The organism is Variovorax sp. J31P207, assembly GCF_030316965.1.
Taxonomy (GTDB): domain Bacteria; phylum Pseudomonadota; class Gammaproteobacteria; order Burkholderiales; family Burkholderiaceae_C; genus Variovorax; species Variovorax ginsengisoli_B.
In genome coordinates this window covers 567,567-584,473 of the sequence record NZ_JASZYN010000004.1, presented here as the reverse complement: position 1 = coordinate 584,473, position 16,907 = coordinate 567,567, and the positions used below count along the sequence as shown (strand labels likewise).

The 16,907-nt window shown below is 70.8% G+C and carries 16 protein-coding genes; 7 read left to right on the top strand and 9 right to left on the bottom strand.

What is annotated here, in order from left to right; translation table 11 throughout:
• Positions 1–3 precede the first annotated feature (3 nt).
• Positions 4–888 carry a fumarylacetoacetate hydrolase family protein gene (locus QTI68_RS17390; RefSeq protein WP_286523040.1) on the top strand — a complete coding sequence of 295 codons (885 nt, stop codon included), beginning with the start codon at positions 4–6 and terminating at the stop codon, positions 886–888.
• Between the two features lie 32 nt (positions 889–920).
• Entirely contained in the window at positions 921–1,904 is a 984-nt protein-coding gene (locus QTI68_RS17385) for a tripartite tricarboxylate transporter substrate binding protein (protein ID WP_286523039.1), read from the top strand.
• 31 nt (positions 1,905–1,935) lie between these two features.
• On the opposite strand, the gene QTI68_RS17380 is transcribed toward QTI68_RS17385, so the two are convergent.
• Positions 1,936–2,118, bottom strand: coding sequence for a hypothetical protein (locus tag QTI68_RS17380; protein ID WP_286523037.1), 183 nt, complete (start codon positions 2,116–2,118; stop codon positions 1,936–1,938).
• A gap of 108 nt (positions 2,119–2,226) precedes the next feature.
• Positions 2,227–2,592 (bottom strand): hypothetical protein, encoded by a 366-nt coding sequence (locus QTI68_RS17375; protein ID WP_286523035.1) that lies wholly within the window; start codon positions 2,590–2,592, stop codon positions 2,227–2,229.
• A gap of 167 nt (positions 2,593–2,759) precedes the next feature.
• On the opposite strand from QTI68_RS17375, the gene QTI68_RS17370 reads away from it, so the two are divergent.
• Together QTI68_RS17370 and QTI68_RS17365 are read left to right on the top strand one after the other, a co-directional pair.
• Positions 2,760–3,404 (top strand): HEAT repeat domain-containing protein, encoded by a 645-nt coding sequence (locus QTI68_RS17370; RefSeq protein WP_286523033.1) that lies wholly within the window; start codon positions 2,760–2,762, stop codon positions 3,402–3,404.
• A 66-nt stretch (positions 3,405–3,470) separates the two neighbouring features.
• Positions 3,471–5,813: a fatty acid cis/trans isomerase gene (locus tag QTI68_RS17365; protein ID WP_286523032.1), complete on the top strand. Its 2,343-nt coding sequence runs from the start codon at positions 3,471–3,473 to the stop codon at positions 5,811–5,813.
• Here the strand turns inward: QTI68_RS17365 and cueR are convergent.
• Both cueR and QTI68_RS17355 read right to left on the bottom strand, forming a co-directional pair.
• Positions 5,791–6,204, bottom strand: coding sequence for a Cu(I)-responsive transcriptional regulator (gene cueR, locus QTI68_RS17360; RefSeq protein WP_286523031.1), 414 nt, complete (start codon positions 6,202–6,204; stop codon positions 5,791–5,793). The two genes, QTI68_RS17365 and cueR, sit on opposite strands and share 23 nt — an antisense overlap.
• A 2-nt stretch (positions 6,205–6,206) precedes the next feature.
• Entirely contained in the window at positions 6,207–8,450 is a 2,244-nt protein-coding gene (locus tag QTI68_RS17355) for a heavy metal translocating P-type ATPase (protein ID WP_286523030.1), read from the bottom strand.
• Between the two features lie 180 nt (positions 8,451–8,630).
• Between QTI68_RS17355 and QTI68_RS17350 the strand changes: the two genes are divergently transcribed.
• Entirely contained in the window at positions 8,631–9,593 is a 963-nt protein-coding gene (locus QTI68_RS17350; protein WP_286523028.1) for a cupin domain-containing protein, read from the top strand.
• A 1-nt stretch (position 9,594) separates the two neighbouring features.
• On the opposite strand, the gene QTI68_RS17345 is transcribed toward QTI68_RS17350, so the two are convergent.
• Positions 9,595–10,866 (bottom strand): c-type cytochrome, encoded by a 1,272-nt coding sequence (locus QTI68_RS17345; protein ID WP_286523027.1) that lies wholly within the window; start codon positions 10,864–10,866, stop codon positions 9,595–9,597.
• An 8-nt stretch (positions 10,867–10,874) separates the two neighbouring features.
• A complete protein-coding gene (locus tag QTI68_RS17340) occupies positions 10,875–11,579 on the bottom strand; it encodes a c-type cytochrome (RefSeq protein ID WP_286523025.1) in 705 nt (234 codons plus the stop codon).
• Positions 11,580–11,708: 129 nt separating this feature from the next.
• Here QTI68_RS17340 and QTI68_RS17335 point away from each other — a divergent pair, with 129 nt between their 5' ends.
• Positions 11,709–12,428 carry a DUF1345 domain-containing protein gene (locus QTI68_RS17335; RefSeq protein ID WP_286523024.1) on the top strand — a complete coding sequence of 240 codons (720 nt, stop codon included), beginning with the start codon at positions 11,709–11,711 and terminating at the stop codon, positions 12,426–12,428.
• Here the strand turns inward: QTI68_RS17335 and QTI68_RS17330 are convergent.
• The 3 genes from QTI68_RS17330 to QTI68_RS17320 are packed head-to-tail and all read right to left on the bottom strand — an operon-like array spanning position 12,378 to position 15,408.
• Positions 12,378–13,304: a DMT family transporter gene (locus QTI68_RS17330; protein ID WP_286523203.1), complete on the bottom strand. Its 927-nt coding sequence runs from the start codon at positions 13,302–13,304 to the stop codon at positions 12,378–12,380. The two genes, QTI68_RS17335 and QTI68_RS17330, sit on opposite strands and share 51 nt — an antisense overlap.
• Before the next feature lie 47 nt (positions 13,305–13,351).
• The gene (locus QTI68_RS17325) at positions 13,352–13,849 is read right to left on the bottom strand and encodes a methylated-DNA--[protein]-cysteine S-methyltransferase (RefSeq protein WP_286523022.1); all 498 of its coding nucleotides are present in this window, start codon (positions 13,847–13,849) and stop codon (positions 13,352–13,354) included.
• 5 nt (positions 13,850–13,854) lie between these two features.
• On the bottom strand, positions 13,855–15,408 hold the full coding sequence (locus tag QTI68_RS17320) for a DNA-3-methyladenine glycosylase 2 family protein (RefSeq protein ID WP_286523020.1): 1,554 nt from the start codon (positions 15,406–15,408) through the stop codon (positions 13,855–13,857).
• A gap of 112 nt (positions 15,409–15,520) precedes the next feature.
• Between QTI68_RS17320 and QTI68_RS17315 the strand changes: the two genes are divergently transcribed.
• The gene (locus tag QTI68_RS17315; RefSeq protein WP_286523018.1) at positions 15,521–16,903 is read left to right on the top strand and encodes a phosphomannomutase/phosphoglucomutase; all 1,383 of its coding nucleotides are present in this window, start codon (positions 15,521–15,523) and stop codon (positions 16,901–16,903) included.
• The last annotated feature ends 4 nt before the right edge of the window (positions 16,904–16,907 follow it).

The window sequence follows — 16,907 nt, the reverse complement described above, 5'->3', positions numbered from 1 at the left end:
GTCATGAAAATCGGACGTGTTTCCCATCAGGGTCGGGTGCGGATGGTGGTGGTCGACGAGGCGAACCGCCAGGTCGCGTTCATCGGCGGCAGCTTGTCGAACCACCCGAATCCGGTCCAGGCCGTGATCGAGCGCCGCATCACGGCGAGCGAACTCGACGCGCTCAAGGAGGGCGAGGCCTCGTTCTCGGAAGTCGGCTTTCTGGCGCCGATCTCGGTGCCGGTGCGCAACATCTTCGCGGTCGGCAAGAACTACACCGAGCATGCGGCCGAGTTCGACAAGAGCGGCTTCAACGCCACCAACAGCGGCGCCGCCGCCGTGCCGGCCTTTCCGCAGATCTTCACCAAGGCGACCACCTCGCTGGCCGGCCCGACCGACGACATCCGCTTCGACCCGGCCCACACGGCGTCGGTCGACTACGAGGGCGAGATCGGCGTCGTGATCGGCGCCGAGTGCCGCAACGTCGCGCCGGCCGATGCGCTCGGCAAGGTCTTCGGCTTCATCGCCCTCAACGACGTGACGGCGCGCGACCTGCAGAAGAACCATGCGCAATGGTTCCTGGGCAAGTCGCTCGACACCTTCTGCCCCCTGGGGCCATGGATCTCGACCGCGGACGAATCGCCGGTCGAATCGCTCGAAGTCCGCACCTGGGTGAACGGCGAACTGCGCCAGACCGGCGTGCTGACCGACCTGATCTTCGACGTCCCGACCTTGATCGCGACCTTGTCGAAGGCGATGACGCTGCTGCCGGGCGACATCATCGCCACCGGCACGCCGGTCGGGGTGGGTATCGGCCACACGCCGCCCAAGTTCCTGCAGGACGGCGACCTGGTGCGGGTGGCGGTCAGCGGACTGGGTGAGCTGAACAACCGCGTGCGCACCCGCTGAGTGGCGGATTCCAAGAAGAACGGAGACAACCGATGACCGATTGCAAAACGCCCTGGGGGCTGCTCGCCCTGGCGGCGGCGGCACTGCTGGCGGCCGCGCCGGCCGGCGCCCAGGACGCCTATCCCGCCAAACCGATCACGATGATCGTGCCCTTTCCGCCTGGTGGCGCCGCCGACATCGCGGCGCGGCCGGTGGCGGAAGCCATGGGGCGTTACCTGAAGCAGCCGATCGTGATCGAGAACAAGGCCGGCGCGGGCGGCGGCATCGGCATGGCGCAGGTCGCCAAGGCCAGGCCCGACGGCTACACCGTGCTGATGGCCCTGTCCTCGATCGTGGTGCTGCCCGAGGCCGACGCCATCCTCCAGCGGCGGCCGATGTTCGAGCTGTCGCAGTTGCGGCCGGTGGCGCGCTTTACTGCGGACCCGGTGGTGCTGGTGGTCCAGGCCGACAGCCCCTGGAAGGACTTCAAGCAATTCACGGCCGCCCTGCGGCAGAAACCGGGCGGCTACACCTTCGGCTCGTCCGGCAACTACGGCACCATGCATGTGCCGGTCGAGCAGATGAAGGCCGCCACCCAGACCTCCATGCTGCACATCCCCTACACCGGCGCCGGTCCGGCGGTGGTGGCGCTGCTCGGCGGGCAGGTGGATGCGGTGGCGACAGGGCCGTCGACGGTGGCGGCCCACATCCAGGCCGGCAAGCTCCGTCCGTTGGCGCAGTGGGGCGAAGGGCGCATCCCGACACTGCCCGACGTACCCAGCCTCAAGGAGCTGGGGGTGCCGGTGAGCTACTCGCAATGGACGGGTGTGTTCGTTCCCGCGTCGACGCCGGATGCCGTGGTGGCCAGGCTGCGGGAGGCGGCGAAGTTCGCTGCCGGCGATGCGCGTGCGGCGCAGTCGCTGCAAGCCGCCGGGACCTACTTTCAGTACCTCGATGCGCCCGAATTCGAGCCCTTCGTGACCCGGGACGCGCAGTCGATGGCCAAGGTCGTCCAGCGGATCGGCAGGGTCGAGTAGGGGCCGATCTCGGCGCCCCGTCGGCCGCTGCCTATTGCGCGGAGGCGAGCGAGGTCGTGCCGCCGGTCGGCGTGGTCGGCGCCGTGGCGTCCGCCACGGCGGTCACGGCCTCGACCAGGCGAAGCTCGCCTTTGGCGGCCTCACCGCTGACGATGCCTGCCGCCGATGCCAGGGTCACTGCCCCGGCCAAGATGAAGTTCCATGTCGTGTTCATTGCTGCCTCTGTAGGCATCGATTGTGCGACTGACAATAGGCGCTGAAACGGCACAAAGAGAACAGCAGTGTTCGCTCGATAGAAACAATGACAGGGTGACGCGGCGGCTCACTCGGTCGGCACCGCCAGCTTGGCGCAGGTGTACCCCGGCTCGACCGAGCGGAAGCGCTCGACCACCATCTGCTCGCGCGCCGGTCCTTCCATGGCTTCTCGGACCTCGAGCCGGCCGTCGAAATTGACCAGCAGCGGGGCCGCGGGCTCCGGGCGCCATGCGAGGTAGCTGCGCTGCAGAGCGGCCGCGTCCGCCGTCATCGCCAGCGGCCAGCGCTGGCCGCTGGCGCAATCGGTGAACAGGGCGGCATCCGCGAAGTAGACCAGGTCGCCGCGCCAGTGCGCGGGTTCGGCATGCAGGCTCGCCGCCAGCGACAGGAGGGCGCCGGCGGTCCAGGCCGCGATCGGGTGGGGTCGGGTCATCCGGATCTGCCTTTCTGGTTGCGTGCGCAAGGTTTTGCGCGAACAGCGCAATTTACCCCCGAGCGCGGACACCGGCGATGCGCGGGAAAATTCGACGGCGCGCCGTTGTTGCGGCGCGCCGTCAGGCGGATGATGCCGTTCGAAGGAGCCCAGGCGATGAGACATGGATGGGACCACAGTGCGGCGCCCCGCGCGCCGTCGAGCAGGCCATGAGCGCGGCGGCTGGCGATCTCGGGGGGCTCGATGCGCCCGACCCGACCGATCGCGCTCGTGCGCTCGCCACGCTGGTGGTCGCCGGCCGGGCGTCGACGGCGGTGCTGCTCGACGCGCTTCGAAGCGGCGATGCCCGGGTGCGCGAGAAGGCGGCGCAGGGCCTCGCCGAGATCGCCGACCCGCGGGGCGCCGACGCCCTGCGCGCCGCGCTGGCCGATAGCGATCCGCTGGTGCGCGGTCGCGCCGCCCAGGCGCTGGCCGCGATCGGTACGCCCGATTCGCTCGACGCGCTGGCCCGGACCTTCGACGACCATCCCGACGAACTGCGGACCCCGCACACGCTCGCCACCTACGTGCTGATGGCGCGCGGCGCCGATGCGCTGCCGGTGATCGCCCCGCTGCTGGATGCGCCAGCGCCGCTGACCCGCCAGCGCGCCTTCGCGGTGCTGCAGGCGGTGGTCCCCATGCTGCCCGGCGTCGATGAATGGGGCCTGCTCTGGCGCTCGCTCGGCGCCTTCGACCCGACCGACCCCGACGCCGCCGCGCGCAGCGCCGCCGCGGCGCAGTGGCGGCGATGGATCGAGGCCCGCGAACCCTAGCGCCGCCCAAGCAGCAGGGGTGGCGGGTACATTGCGTGATCCACCATCGAAGCCGAAGGCCAACGCATGCGTCGTGTCGCGTCCCTGATCCTGGTCGTCCTGCTCGCCGCCTGCACGACCATCGCCCTCCAGCGCTTCGACGAACTCTACGGGCCGGCCGACCCGACGCGCTTCGACCACCCGCTGGCCCCGCTGCCCGGCGAGTCCTATGCGCAGACCGTGCAGCCGATCCTCGACCGCCGCTGCGTGGTCTGCCATGCCTGCTACGACGGCCCCTGCCAGCTCAAGGCGACGGCCTGGGAGGGGCTGGCGCGCGGTGCCAGCAAGACCCCGGTGTATGACGCCTCGCGCCTCTTGGCGGCGCAGCCGACGCGGCTCTTCGTCGATGCGCAGCAGCCTTCCGAGTGGCGCGATCTGGGCTTTTTCCCGGTGCTCAACGAGCACACGCCCACGCCCGAGGTCAATCGCACGGCGGGCCTGATGCACCGCCTGCTGATGCTGAAGGAAAAACACCCGCTGCCGACCCGCGGCACGGTGGGCGGCGGGCTCGATTTCTCGATCGACCGCGCCGCGATGTGCCCGGCGGGCGCCGAGATCGGCGACTACGAGCGCAAGACGCCGCTCGGCGGCATGCCCTTCGGCCTGCCGGGACTGAGCCCGTCCGAGCTCGGCGTGCTGACCCGCTGGATCGAGCGCGGCGCACCCTTCGAGGGCGCGCCGGCGCTGCCGCCGCTGGCTCGGCAGCGGATCGCGATGTGGGAGCGCTTCTTGAACGGCGATTCGCTGAAGGAGCGGCTTTTCAGCCGCTACGCCTACGAGCACCTGTTCCTCGCCCACCTGTATTTCGACGACGATCCGCAGCGGCAGTACTTCAAGCTGGTGCGCTCGGCCACGCCGCCGGGCGAGCCGGTGCAGTTGATCGCGACCCGCCGCCCGGTCGACGACCCGGGCGTCGAGCGCGTCTACTACCGCCTCGTGCCCGAGCGCGAGACCATCGTCGCCAAGACCCACATGCCCTATGCGCTCGGGGCTGCGCGCATGGCCCGCTGGCGCTCGCTGTTCCTCGACGCGCCCTACACGGTCGATCGGCTTCCGGGCTACAGCGCCGACACCGCGGCCAATCCCTTTTCGACCTTCGCCGCGCTGCCGGTGAACGCGCGCTACCGCTTCATGCTCGACGAGGCGGAGTTCACGATCATGGGTTTCATCAAGGGTCCGGTGTGCCGCGGCCAGATGGCGCTCGATGTGATCGAGGATCGCTTCTGGGTGGCCTTCCTCGCGCCCTCGGAGAGCAACGACCAGGCACAGGCGGACCTGCTCGCGCGCGACGCCAACCTGCTGCGGCTGCCGACCGGCCGCAGCACCGAAGAGGTGGTGACGCCGTGGCTGCACTATGCGCGGCTCGAGAACGAGTACCTGCGCGCCAAGTCGGCGTTCCTGGCCCGCAGCCTGGGCAGCCCGCAGAACCTCGACCTGCGCCTGCTGTGGGATGGCGATGGCCGCAACGACAACGCCGCGCTCACCGTGTTCCGGCACTTCGACAGCGCCAGCGTGGTCAAGGGGCTGGTCGGCGAGCCGCCGAAGACCGCCTGGGTCATCGGCTATCCACTGCTCGAACGCATCCACTACCTGCTGGTCGCCGACTACGACGTCTTCGGCAACGTCGGGCACCAGCTCAACTCGCGCCTCTACATGGATTTCCTGCGGATGGAGGGCGAGTTCAATTTCCTGGTCCTGCTGCCGCAGGCGCAGCGCATCGCGACCCGCGACCTCTGGTACCGCGCCGACAGCCAGGCCACGCGCGAGCAGGTCTATGGCGGGCCGTCGACCACGCTGGCGCTCGACAGCGGCATCCGCTACCAGAGCGCCGATGCCCGGCTCGAACTGCTCGGCATGATCAAGGCGCGGCTGGCGCCGGTGCTGGACCGGGGCTTCGAACTCGACCGCGCGCCGCCGGCGTGGCGGGCGCCGCTGCACGAACTCGGCGCGGTGCGCGGCGCGTCCCTGCAATGGCTGCCGGAGGACGCCGCACTGGTGGTCGAGGCGCCCGGCGGCGCGCCGGCCACCTTCAGCCTGCTGCGCGACACCGGGCATGCGAGCGTGTCGCACCTGCTCGGCGAGCGCAAGGAGCTTCGCCCCGACGAGAACGCATTGACCCTGGTGCCCGGCGTGATCGGCGCCTATCCGAACGTGTTCCTGCGCGCCAGCCCGGCGCAGCTGCCGGCCATGGCGGAGGCGATCCGCGGCCTGAAGTCCGAGGCCGACTACGCGGCCTTCGCCGAGCGCTTCGCGGTGCGGCGCACCAACCCCGGCTTCTGGGACGTCAGCGATGCGCTGGTCGAGCGCTACCGGCGCGACCAGCCGCTGCAGGCGGGCGTGCTCGACCTCAATCGCTACGAGAACCGCTAGCGCCCAGTTCGTCGAGGATCGGGCAGTCGGGCCGATGGTCGCCATGGCAGCAGTCCGCAAGGCGCTCCAGCGTCCGCTTCATCGCCGTCATCTCCTCGATCCGCCGGTGCAGGTCGGCCGCATGGTCGAGCGCGATGCGCTTGACGTCGGCACTGGCGCGGCCTTTGTTCTGCCACAGCTTCAGCAACTCTGCGATCTCGGCCATGCTGAAGCCCAGGTCGCGCGCCCGCCGGATGAAGCGCAGCGTGTGCACGTTGCTGTCGGTGTACTGCCGGTAGCCGGCGTCGGTGCGGGCCACGTCGGGCAGCAGGCCGAGCGATTCGTAGTGCCGCACCATCTTGGCCGACACCCCCGAGCGGGACGCCGCCTCGCCGATGTTGAAGGGTTCCATGGCTACCTGACCTGTCCTTTCCAGCGCCGCAGCAGCAGCGCGTTTCCGACCACGCTGACGCTGCTGAAGGCCATCGCGGCGCCGGCGATGACCGGGTTCAGCAGCCCGAAGGCCGCCAACGGAATGCCGACCACGTTGTAGGCGAAGGCCCAGAACAGGTTCTGGCGGATCTTGGCGTAGGTGCGGCGCGAGATGTCGATCGCATCGCTGACCAGCGCCGGGTCGCCGCGCATCAGCGTGATGCCGGCGGCGTGCATCGCGACATCGGTGCCGGTCGACATCGCGATGCCGACGTCGGCCGCGGCCAGTGCCGGCGCGTCGTTGATGCCGTCGCCCACCATGGCGACGCGTGTGCCTTCAGCCTTCAACTGCCCGATGATGGCGGCCTTGTCCTCCGGCAGCACCTCGGCGCGCACCGTGTCGATCTTCAGCAGCCGGGCCACCGCCTCGGCGCTGCCGCGGTTGTCGCCCGACACCAGCGCGGTGCGGATGCCTTGCGCATGCAGCCGCTCGATGGCGGCCGCGGCGCTGGCCTTGGGCTGGTCGCCGAAGGCCAGCAGGCCGACCAGGGTGGGGCGGTCGCTCAGGTCGGCCAGCCAGGACACGGTCCGCCCTTCGGTCTGCAACTGCTGCGCCCGCTGGCCGAGCTTTCCCAGCGGCACCGAGAGTTCGCGCATGTAGCGGCCGCTGCCCAGCCGCAGTTCGCGCCCGCCGACCTCGGCCGAGACACCGCGCCCGGCCACTGCGCGTACCGCGTTCGCGCGCCCCGGTTCGATGCCGGCCTCGCGGGCCGCCGCCAGCACCGCGCGGGCGAGCGGATGCTCGCTGCCCGCCTGCAGTGCCGCGCTGGCCCGCAGCAGGCCATCGCGATCGCCGTCGACCGCCTCGCAGGCCACGAGTTCGGGCCGGCCCTCGGTCAGGGTGCCGGTCTTGTCGAAGGCGACGACGCCGACCCCGTGCGCCACTTCCAGCGCCTCGGCGTCCTTGATCAGCACGCCATGGCGGGCGGCGACGCCGGTCCCGGCCATGATCGCAGTCGGCGTCGCCAGCCCGAGCGCGCAAGGACAGGCGATGACCAGCACCGCCACCGCGTTGAGGATGGCGCTTTCCCACGCGCCGGTGCCGAGGCCCCAGGCCAGGAAGGTCAGCAGCGCGATGCCGATCACCACCGGCACGAAGACGCTGCTCACGCGGTCGACCAGGCGCTGGATCGGCGCCTTCTTCGCTTGCGCCGACTCGACCAGCCGGACGATCCGCGACAGCGTCGTCTCGGCGCCGATCGCGGTGGTTCGCACCAGCAGCAGCCCTTCGCCGTTGACCGAGCCGCCGGTCACGGTGTCGTCCACCTGCTTGGCGACCGGCAGCCCTTCGCCCGTGATCAGCGATTCGTCGACGTCGCTCCGGCCTTCGACCACCCGGGCGTCGACCGGCACGCGCTCGCCCGGCCGGATGACGACCAGGTCGTCGATGCGCACTTGCGCCAGCGCGACATCCTGCTCGACGCCGCCGCGGCGCACGCGGGCGTGCTCGGGGCGCAGCGCGTGCAGCGCGCGGATCGCCTCGGTGGTCTGGCGCTTGGCCCGCGTCTCGAGCCACTTGCCGAGCAGGACCAGGGTGATGACCACCGCCGAGGCCTCGAAGTACAGGTGCGGCGGCATGCCATGGCCGGCATGGGCGAAGAGCAGGTACACGCTGAGCCCGTAGGCGGCGCTGGTGCCGAGGGCCACCAGCAGGTCCATGTTGCCGGCACCGGCCTTCAGCGCCTTCCAGCCGGCACGGTAGAAGCGCGCGCCGAGCCAGAACTGGACCGGTGTCGCGAGCACCAGCTGCATCCAGGCGGGCAGCATCCAGTCGCCGCCGAAGAGCAGCCCGGCCATCGGCAGCACCAGCGGCGTCGACAGGATCGCCGCCGTGGCGACCCGCCAGCCTTCGTTGCTGCGGCGTGGCGGCGCGGCCGCGGCCGCGCCATCGTCGGATGTCGGCGCTTCGCCCTCGAGATGCGCCTGTCCGACGCCATAACCGGCTTTCTCGATGGCGGCACGCAGGCTGGCGAGTGCCACCGAGCCGTCGGTGTGCACGCTCGCCTCCTCGGTCGCCAGGTTGACGCTGGCCTCGGTGACGCCGGTCACGGCGCCCAGCGCCTTCTCGACCCGTGCCACGCAGGATGCGCAGCTCATGCCCTCGATCGGCAGCGACCATGCCTGCAGGCCGGTCGCGGCGGCCGGCATCGCCAGGGTGGTGTTCATTCGGAAATCCTGTCCTTCACAAGCCGCCTTCGCGGGATGAAAGGAGTGTCAACCTTACCATGATGGGAGGGTCAAGCGGAGAGGGCGCTGGCATCCACCTTTTGGCGTAGTCCGATAAGAAACTAGTAGGTTTTAGTTACGTGATGTATCGTGACGTCCACTTGACGAAGAGGGGGCCTCATGGGCGCAAGCGAAATCGACAAGATGGCGAACCTGACGGCCGATTGCCGCCTCTGGGTGGACGATCCGGCCGGCTTCACCACCAGCAAGGTGGGCAGGCTGCATCACACCTATCACCAGCATCCGCTGTTCCAGCTGCCCGAGCTCGAGGCGTTGGCCGAGGAGCTGATGCCGCTGAAGCAGTGCCGCTTCGTCAGGCCGGGCATCAAGCAGTCGTCGGCCTTCGCGCACGCGCCCGAGCACCCCGAGGGGCGCAGCATCGCCGAGGTGTTCCGGCGCATCGAGGAGCCGGGTTCATGGATCGCGCTCTACGACATCGAGGTGATTCCGCGCTACAAGGCCCTGCTCGAGACCATCCTGGGCAATGTGCAATCGGTCATCGACCGGGAGCAGCCCGGCATGTGCCTCGTCACCGGCTTCATCTTCATCTCGGCGCCGCCTTCGGTGGTGCCCTTCCACATCGACCGGGAGAACAATTTCTGGCTGATGCTGCGGGGACGCAAGGTGATGAACGTCTGGGACCGCACCGACCGCGTGGTGGTGCCGGCGAAGACGGTGGAGGACTACATCGTGGCCCACGTGGCCCGCGACGTCCGCCTGAAGGACGGATTCACCGAGCGCAGCCACGAGTTCGAGACCCGGCCGGGCGACGGCGTCTACTTCCCGAGCACCTCGCCGCACATGACGCGCACCGACCCCGGCTGGGCCGAGGCCGGGGAGGGCGTGGCGATTTCGGTCGGCGTCAACTTCTACACCTCGGTCACGCGCCGGACGGCGCGCCTGCACCAGGTCAACCGCCTGCTGCGCAAGTTCGGGCTGACGCCGAGCTATCCCGGCGAGTCGCCGCGGGTCGATGCAATCAAGGCGCCGATCGGCAGGCTGGTCGGCGCCACGCGCTGGCGCCTGCTGCAGCTGCGCAGGCCGGAAGCAAGAGGCGAGCTGCCGCCCCCGTGCTCTTTCTGACTCAGCGGCGCATCATTTCGCGCGCGCCGACCGCCGGCGCGTCGTTGCCCCACGAGCCGCGCACGAAGGTCAGCACCGCGGCGACCTCGTCGTCGTCCAGCGCCTGGTTGAAGGGCGGCATGCCGTAGGGGCGCGGGTTGCCCGCGGTGGCCGGCAGGAAGCCGCCGTGGCGAACCACCTGGATCAGGTTGGCGGTCGATGCCATGAGCACGGCCCGGTTGCCGGCCAGCGGGGGATAGGCGCCCAGGGCGCCCTGGCCGACGTCGCCGTGGCAGTAGGCGCAGCGCTGGTCGTAGATCTTGCCGCCGCGTTCCATCACGCGGGCGTCGCGGCGGATGGGCGCGCCGCCCGCCGTTGCCGCCTCCGACGCCGGCAGCTCCTTCAGGTAGACGGCCATCGCGTGCAGGTCCGCTTCGTCGAGGTACTGGGTGCTGCGGAAGACCACGTCGGCCATCGGCCCCATGACCGAGCCGCGCGCCGACGTCCCGGTCTTGAGCAGCGCCACGATGTCGCGCGGGTCCCAGTCGGCGACGCCGGCTTCGCGTTTCGAGGTGAGCGAGGGCGCATACCAGTTCTCGACCGGGATCAGCCCGCCCGAGAGGCCGAGCTTTTCTTCGGTGGCGCCGAGCACGTTGCGCGTGCCGTGGCAGGCGATGCAATGGCCCAGGCCCTCGACCAGGTAGGCGCCGCGGTTCCATTCGGCCGGCCGCGCCGGATCGGCGACGAAGCCGCCCGGCGTGAAGGACAGCGCCCGCCAGACCGCCAGCGCGGCCTGGGTGTCGTAGGGGAATCGCAGCTGGTGCGCCAGGTTGGGCGTCGGGGCGGGCGCGACGCTTCGGAGGTAGGCGAACAGGGCGTCGGAATCCTCCCGCGTGACCCGCGTGAAGTTCGGGTAGGGGAAGGCGGGGTAGAGCAGGCGCCCGTCCTTCGAGCGGCCGTTGTGCATCGCGCGCCAGAAGTGCGCGGCATTCCAGCTGCCGATGCCGGCCTGGGGGTCGGGCGTGAGATTGCTCGAGAACACCGTGCCGAACGGCGTCTCGATGCCGACGCCGCCGGCATAGGCGGCGCCGCCGCGGGTCGTGTGGCAGCCGGCGCAGTTGCCGGCCAGGGCCAGGTAGCGGCCACGCTCGACCTGCGCCGCGCTTGGCGCGACCGGGGCGGCCATATCGGCGGGCAGCGGATCCTCGCCGCGCGTGTTGAGTGCCACCACGGCCACCACGCACAGCAGGGCGAGGCTTGCGAGGAGGGCCAGCAGGATGAAGAGGCGTCGCATGGCGGGCTTCATCGGTCGAGCGCGCTGCAGGGGGTCGGCAGGGGGCCCGGGAGGGTGGCCGCCGGATGGCTGTCGGCCGGCACCGGCTGCAGCGCCAGCCAACTGGTCACGGCATTGATGTCGGCGGTCGTGAGTTTTCTGCCGACCTCGGCCATGCAATCGGGCGCCAGCGCGTGGCGGTCGTTGGTGAGCCAGGCGCCGAGCTGGGACGAAAGATAAAGGCGCGGCAGGCCGAGCAGGCCGGGGATGCCCGGCAGGACGCCGGTCAGCGCCTGGCCGTGGCATTGGGCGCAGGCCGGGATGCCGCGCGCCGCGTCGCCCTGGAAGGCCAGTGCCAGCCCGCGCGCCAGCATCGCGGGGGTGGCGTCGGTCGCGGCCGGCGTCGGCGGGTAGGGCAGGTCGAGCCCGGCGAAGTAGGCCGCGAGTTCGCGCAGGTAGGCGTCCGACAGGTGCTGCACCATGTGCGTCATGTCGGTGTTGAAGCGGCGGCCGTCCCGAAAGCTCCGCAGCTGGTTGAACAGGTAGACCTCGGGCTTGCCCGACAGGCGCGGGAAATAGCCGTCGGCGCTGGCGCCCTCGCGGCCGTGGCAGGCGATGCAGGCCGCGGCCCGCTGGGCGATGGTGTCGGGAACCTGCATCGGGGGCGTGGCGGCGGATGCCGCCAGGCTCCAGGCGGCAAGCAGCAGGCTTTGCAGGAGGCGGGGGAGTTTCATGCGTGGCGGTCTTATTCTCAGCCCCCGACTGTCGGCGATCGGCACCAAAAAGAACAGGCTCAGTGCGACGCCAATCGATCGGATCAGTTGAGCCGCTACAGTCGGCGCATGCGATGGCGATACCTTCAGATGCCAGGGTGGCTGCGGCTGCTGTGCGGCGCCGCGGCGGGCGTGGTGGTCGGCTTCGGGCTCGGCCTGCTGCCGAAGCCGATCGACGGCGTCGCGCGCGGGCTGCTGGGCTGGTGCGTCGGGGCCGCGGCCTACCTGCTGCCCGCCTGGTGGCTGGCCGAGACCTGCGACCCCGATCGCACCCGGGCGCGGGCCCAGGCGCAGGATCAGCCCAGCGCCCTGATCCTGGCCATCATGGTGAGCGTGATCGGCGTCAGCATGGTGGTGATCGCCATGCTGCTGCAGAGCGTGCCGCAGCTGAGCGGCGCCCAGCGCGTCGGCCACATCGCGCTCGGCCTGGTGGCGCTGACCGGCTCGTGGCTGATGATCCATACGATCTACGCCTTTCACTACGCGCACCGCTACTACCAGGCGGAACTCGCGCCGAAGCCGCAGGGGCCGGGCCTCAAGTTCCCGGGCAAGCTGGCCCCCGACTACTTCGACTTCCTCTATCACTCCTTCGTGGTCGGCATGACCTCGCAGGTGTCCGACGTGCAGGTGACCTCGCGCGAGATGCGCCGCATCACGCTGGTGCACGGCGTGCTGTCGTTCGGCTTCAACATGCTGGTGCTGGCGCTGTCCATCAACGTCGTGGCCTCGTCGATGCAGACCGGCGCGGGCGACGCCGCCTCAGCCGGCAGCCACGCGGCGACGGCCCAGCTTGACCAGTCCAGTCGATAGCGCGACGCCGCAGACGATCACCAGCGCGCAGATGAGCATCCACTGGGTGATCCGCTCGCCCAGGAACACCGCGCCGTAGAACAGCGCGAACACCGGCACCAGGAAGGTCACGGTCAGGGCGCGTGCCGGGCCGGCCCGCTCGATCAGGCGGAAGAACAGGACGTAGGCCAGGCCGGTGCAGGCCGTGCCGACCGCCACCAGCGCCAGCCAGGCCTTGAAGCTCGGCATCTGCGCCGGCCACAGCCAGGCGGCGGGCAGGGCCAGCGCCAGGGTGGCGCCGACCTGGCTGCCGGCGGCGGTCGCCATCACCGGCACGCCGGTCAGGTACTTGCGCGTCAGGTTGGCCGAGAAGGCATAGCAGATGCAGGCCGCGAGGCAGGCCGCGATGGCCCAGCGCGCGGCGCCCTCGTCGGCGCCGGAATGGAAGCCGGCGGTGCGGCCGGCCAGCATCGCCACCCCGGCGAAGCCGATCACCAGGCCGAGGATGCGCGAGCCGTCGGGCCGGTCCTTGAACCAGCCCCAGGCCACCAGCGCACCGAACATCGGCACCGTGGCGTTGATGACCGCCGCCAGCCCGCTGTTGAGGGTCAGCAGCCCGAAGGCGAAGAAGGCGAAGGGCAGGCCGGAATTGAGGACGCCGATGCCGAGCGCGGGTTTCCAGTGCTGCTTGAAGGCCGGCCACTGGCCGCGCAGGAACATCAGCGGCAGCAGGCACAGCATCGCGATCCCGACCCGCACCGCGGCGGTCGGCAGCGCGCCGAACTCGGCCGCGCCGATGCGCATGAACAGGAACGATGCGCCCCACAGCGCGCCGAGCAGCAGCAGGTCGACCAGCCAGGCGCGGCTGGCGGTCGGGGAGCTGGCGGTCTGGGTGATCGTGGGAGTCGCCGCGGTCGTTCCGCCTGCCGTGCATTCACCTTCGCTCACAGAGCCCCTTCCAGTTCCAGCAGCGCCGTCTTGCGCTCGAGCCCGCCAGCATAGCCGGTGAGCGAACCGTCGGCACCGAGCACCCGGTGACAGGGCACGATGACGCTGATCGGGTTGCGCCCGACTGCCGCGCCGACCGCGCGCACCGCGGCCGGCTTGCCGACGCCGGCGCTCAGCGCGCCGTAGCTGGTGGTCTGGCCGGGCGGGATCGCGCGCAGCGCCTGCCACACCGACTGCTGGAAGGCGGTGCCGTGCGACAGGTCCAGCGGGAGCTCGAAACTGTCGCGGCGGCCGGCGAAATAGTCGTCGAGCTGGGCCGCGGCCTGGCGCAGCACCGGGTGGGCATCGTCGGTCCGCCAGCCGCGGGTGTCGGGCCAGTGGCGCTGGTGGTCGAACCAGGCGCCGGCCAGGCCCTGGTCGGTGGCCGCCAGCGTGATGCCGCCGAGCGGGCTGTCGATGTGGGTGGTGTAGAGGGTCGAGGTCTTGAACTTCATGGCAGTCAGGCGATGGCGCCGGTGCGGGTTCTGGGTTCTTCTGCGGGCGGAGGGGCCGCCGGGGCGGGCGTGGGGCGGTGCCAGGCGCGCAGCACGGCATAGCCGCGCCACGGCCGCCAGGCCTGCGAGGCGTCGGCCGCGGCGCGCGCCGAACCGACGCCGAGGGCTTTCTGCAGCGCCACGTCGCCGGCCGGGAAGGCATCGGGCCAGCGCAGCGCCCGCATCGCGATGTATTGCGCGGTCCAGTCGCCGATGCCCGGCAGCGCCTGCAGCGCCGCCAGCGTGGTCGGCACGTCGGCGCCGGCGTGGAGCGTGAGCCGGCCGGCGAGCATCTCCTGCGCCAGAGCGAGCAGCGCGGCCTGCCGCTGGCGCACGATGCCGAGCCGGCCGAGTGCGTCGCCGCTGGCGCCGGCGATGGCCGCCGCCGTGGGAAACAGGCGATCGAGGCCGTCGATCGGCGTCGCGATCGGCTCGCCGAAGGCCTCGACCAGGCGCGAGCCCAGCGTGCGCGCGGCGGCCACCGTGATTTGCTGGCCCAGCACCGCGCGCACCGCGAGTTCGAAGCCATCGACCGTGCCGGGGACGCGGAGTCCGTCGCCGTCGGGAAAGCTGGCGTGCAGCACGCTGTTGATCACCATCGGCTCGGCATCGAGGTCGAACAGCGCGCGGACCCGGCTGATGACCGTCGGCAGCACCGCGGCGAGCGACTCGCCGACCTGCAGCAGGACCTGCTCGCGCGCGGGGTCGGAGCGCAGCTGCAGCCAGCCCGCGTGGCTGCGGCCGCCCTGGGCGACGCGCAGGGTCCGCGCGAACTGCGGCTGGCCGGCGCGCTCGGTCATCTGCTCGACGCCGCGCAACGCCCGGCGGCCGAAAAAGCCGAGCATCGCCTCGCTGTCGCAGGGCGGCCGGTAGCCGAGCCGCACGCTGACCGAATCGCCTTCGCGCCCGCCGCTGGCGGCGCCGGCGCGGCGCAGGGCGCTCGGGTTCAGGCCGTAGTGGGCGACGAAGGCGGCGTTGAAGCGGCGCACGCTGGCAAAGCCGCTGGACATCGCCACCTGCGTCATCGGCAGGCGGGTGTCGGCGATCAGCTGCTTGGCGGCCAGCAGGCGGCGGGTCTGCAGGTATTGCAGCGGCGAGACGCCGAACTGCGTCTCGAAGATGCGACGCAGGTGGCGATCGCTGACGCCGAGCCGGGCCGCGATGCGTGCGGCGCCCGGTCCGTCGTCGCTCCAGGCGTCGGGCTCGTCGATCAGGCGCGCGGCCTGCAGCGCCAGGATGCGCGAGGCGTCCTCGGTCGACCAGCTCGCGGCGCGCGGCGCCAGCTCGGGACGGCAGCGCAGGCAGGGCCTGAAGCCGGCCGCCTCGGCCTGCGCGGCATGCCTGAAGAAGCAGCAGTTCTCGCGCCGCGGCAGCTTGACCCGGCAGACCGGCCGGCAATAGACGCCGGTCGAGGTCACGCCGGTGAAGAAAGAACCGTCGAAGCGTGCATCGTGGGCCTTCATGGCCAGGTAGCAGGCATCGCTTTCGAGTCCGGCGGAAGAGGCGGGGGCGGCTGGCATGCGGTGATGATAGGCCTGCGCTTGCGCAAGAGTAGCCGTTTCCGGACATCTGGCTCGCTGGGGCCATGCCTACAATGTTCGACGTTTTAGGAACTTTCAGGGGATATCCTTCATGCAGCTCAGTGCGTCGATCTTCAAGGCCTATGACATCCGCGGCGTCGTGCCAGCCACGCTCGACGCGGAGGTCGCCGAGGCCCTCGGCAGGGCCTTCGGCAGTGCGGCGCGCGCGGCCGGCGAGACGACGGTGGCGGTGGGCCGGGACGGACGCCTGTCGGGCCCTGCGCTGGCCCAGGCACTGATCCGAGGCCTTGTCGCCACGGGCATCGAAGTCATCGATGTCGGAGCGGTGACCACGCCGATGCTTTATTTCGCGGCCCATACGCTGTGCCGCAGCGGCATCCAGGTGACCGGCAGCCACAACCCGAAGGACTACAACGGCTTCAAGATGGTGCTGGCCGGCCGTGCCATCTACGGCGACGAGATCCAGGGCCTGCGCCAGGTCATGGAGGCGGGCAGCGCGGCACTGGCCGATGGCGGCAGCGTGCGCAAGGTCGACGTCACCGAGGCCTACACCCGGCGCATCGTGGGCGACATCAAGCTCGCGCGGCCGCTGAAGATCGTGGTCGATTCGGGCAACGGCATCGCCGGCGCGTCGGCACCGGCGATCCTGCGCGCCATCGGCTGCGAGGTCACCGAGTTGTTCAGCGAAGTCGACGGCAATTTCCCCAATCATCATCCCGACCCGAGCAAGCCCGAGAACCTCAGAGACCTGATCGCCGCGCTGAAGGCCGGTGACGCCGAACTCGGCCTGGCCTTCGACGGCGACGGCGACCGCCTGGGCATCGTCACCAAGGACGGCAGCAACATCTACCCCGACCGCCAGATGATGCTGTTCGCGCAGGACGTGCTGTCGCGGGTGCCGGGCGGCACCATCGTCTACGACGTCAAGTGCTCGCAGCGCCTGGGCCCGGCGATCGCCGCCGCGGGCGGCCAGCCGCTGATCTACAAGACCGGCCACTCGCTGATCAAGGCCAAGATGAAGGAGATCGATTCGCCGCTGGGCGGCGAGATGAGCGGCCACATCTTCTTCAAGGAGCGCTGGTTCGGCTTCGACGACGGCACCTATGCCGGCTGCCGGCTGCTGGAGATCCTCAGCAAGAGCCCGAACGCGAGCGACGTGCTCAACGCGCTGCCGACCAGCTTCTCGACGCCCGAGCTCAACGTTGCCTGCGCCGAGGGCGAGCCGCATGCCGTGGTCGCCAAGCTGGTCGAGAGCGCGAAGTTCGCGCCGCCGGCGCAGGTCTCGACCATCGACGGCGTGCGGGTCGACTGGCCCGACGGCTTCGGCTTGGTCCGGGCATCGAACACGACGCCGGTGCTGGTCCTGCGTTTCGAGGGCCAGACCGAGGCCGCGCTGCATCGCATCGAGGGCGAGATGCTGGCGCTGCTGCGCAGTGTCAAGCCCGACGCGAAGCTGGCCGAGGCCGCGCACTGAGGCC